The organism is Endozoicomonas acroporae (genome assembly GCF_002864045.1).
Lineage (GTDB): Bacteria > Pseudomonadota > Gammaproteobacteria > Pseudomonadales > Endozoicomonadaceae > Endozoicomonas > Endozoicomonas acroporae.
Genome location: NZ_PJPV01000185.1, coordinates 1 through 2,382, shown reverse-complemented (window position 1 = coordinate 2,382; position 2,382 = coordinate 1). Strand labels below are relative to the sequence as shown.

Annotated in this window: 2 protein-coding genes; both read left to right on the top strand. The window is 49.1% G+C overall.

Translation table 11 applies throughout. The features are described 5' to 3' along the window. On the top strand, positions 1-1,392 hold a 1,392-nt coding region (locus CX664_RS23305; protein ID WP_146000260.1), incomplete at its 5' end, for an RAP domain-containing protein. A gap of 53 nt (positions 1,393-1,445) precedes the next feature. Further along, positions 1,446-2,382 (top strand): DUF1601 domain-containing protein (locus tag CX664_RS25990; protein ID WP_146000261.1); only part of this gene is annotated, 937 nt, incomplete at its 3' end.

Below are 2,382 nucleotides of genomic sequence, written 5' to 3'. Positions count from 1 at the left end.
ACACAGAAAGACCAATTTAATCCCCAGGATATCGCCATCCTGCTGTGGACCATGGCGAAACTGGTGGACAACGGGCACGAGCAGACACCAGATCTCAACAAGGCCGTGGCCGTGCTGTTGCCCCACGTGAACGCACAGAAAGCTAACTTTACACCACAGGCAATCACCAACCTGCTGTGTGCCATGGCGAAACTGGTGGACAACGGGCAGGAGCAGACACCAGAGCTCAACGAGGCCGTGGCTGCCCTGTTGCCCCTCGTGAACGCACAGAAAAACCAACTTGATGCCCAGGGCATTGCCAACCTGCTGTGGGCCATGGCGAAACTGGTGGACAACGGGCAGGAGAAGATACCAGGGCTCATAGAGGCCTTGGCCGCGCTGTTGCCCTTCGTGAACGCACAGAAAGCTAACTTTACACCACAGGCAATCACCAACCTGCTGTGGGCCATGGCGAAACTGGTGGACAACGCGCAGGAGCGGACACCAGGGATCAACGAGGCTGTGACCGCATTGTTGCCCATCGTTAACGCACAAAAAACTAATTTTAATCCACAGGAAATCGCTAACCTGCTGTGGGCCACGGCCAAACTGGGTGAACTCGTTGAGCTGAACGTGGCTACCTCTACGTTCGAATCGCTCGTCTATCGAATCAGTGAGAACCTTCAGTTTTCTCAGGAAGGGATATCGATGTCTCTCTGGGGAGTAATGGTATGCTGTGCCAGGTTGTCTCTGGTCTCCAATGCCAATAAAAATAACGTGCTTGAAAAGCACATGGATGACCTGTTGACTCGCCTGGAAAATACATCGCCAGATAATGAAGATGATCAATCCATCATGTTCATGGCCGCAAGTTGGCTTGGTAGAGCCTCACCGGTCGCCCCCCATTACCAGACAACCATTTCAAAAACCCAAGCCGACTTCCGCGATCAACTCCAATCATCTATTCCATCTCTGAAGATTGAAGAAGAAAAGAGTCTGAACTCATTACCTCCGGTTGACCTGCTACTGCCAGATCACAACATTGTGATTGAAGTTCAGGGCCCCTCTCATTACGTGGGTGGTGATTTCAACACCAGGAACGGTTCGACTCTGCTGAAAATCGCACTGCTGCAAAAATCAGGATTTGAGGTCATTGAAATCCCGGTTAACCAGCTTTTGAACAAAGATTTAATGAAACTATATATTGATCAAATAAAGATCAGGGTAAGCATCCCGCCACAGGGTCATGACTCTGCATCACTTAAAAGAGGGTGGGCAGGTGCTGCAGACGTTACTGCCGAAGAACATTTAGCAGAGCAAACCAACCCAGCAAAGAGGAAGAAAACAAACAGCCAGTACTCGCCTTTCTCCCATCATGACTCAAATAAACTTTGCCGCAAAATGAACTTCTGAGCAGAACAGCAGTCTGCTTTTTTTATATTTTCATGAATTAATGAAATATAATTATGGATAGAAGTTCTGCTGGTATCAGTGGTAGATACGCAAGATCAGGTAATGATTACAACCAACCGTATGACCATGCCGCTTATTCAAGGCGTGGGCGATATAGACATGCCACAGTCAGACAGTGGGATAATCCCCCCCGCTCTACCCCGGGGCATAATGAATTTTACCATTCTTCAGGCCCATGCTCTTCTCAATATCTACTGCGCCGTTCCGTCAACCCGACTCAAGATTTTAATGCCCTCCTCAAACAGGAAATAATTGATGAGCTGGTGAGTAAATCGGATCGTTTCGGTCATCGCTATGATGGGAGAAATCACGGGCAATATGCCAGTTCAATTAAAAAATACACGTCAGCAGCTAAAAGACCTTTAAATCGAGCGGAACAAAGCCAGCTGATGCGTTTGCTACAAAATTTCACAGCAACGCGGAGCTGGAATTGGCGAAGCCTGACAACAACATTTCATTCATTTACTTCAGCAGGTGTTTTTACCCCTCATAAACCCATGGATGAGCGTGTTAAGCATACTCAAGCTGCCTTATTGTCAACGCTACTTGATGCAATAATATTTAACTGCAACCAAAAACCTGAAGCCCGGGATATTGATGCCCAGGGAATCGCCAACCTGCTGTGGGCCATGGCGAAACTGGTGGACAACGGGCAAGAGCGGATACCAGAGCTCAAAGAGGCTGTGGCCGTGTTGTTGCCCCATGTGAACGCACAGAAAAAACAATTTATTCCTCAGGGAATCGCCAATCTGCTGTGGGCCATGGCTAAACTGGTGGACAACGGTCAGGAGCGGAGACCAGAACTCAAAGAGACCGTAGCCGCGCTGTTACCCCGCGTGAACGCACAGAAAGCCCAGTTTAATGCCCAGGGTATCGCTAACCTGCTGTGGACCATGGCGAAACTGGTGGACAACGGGCAGGAGCAGACAC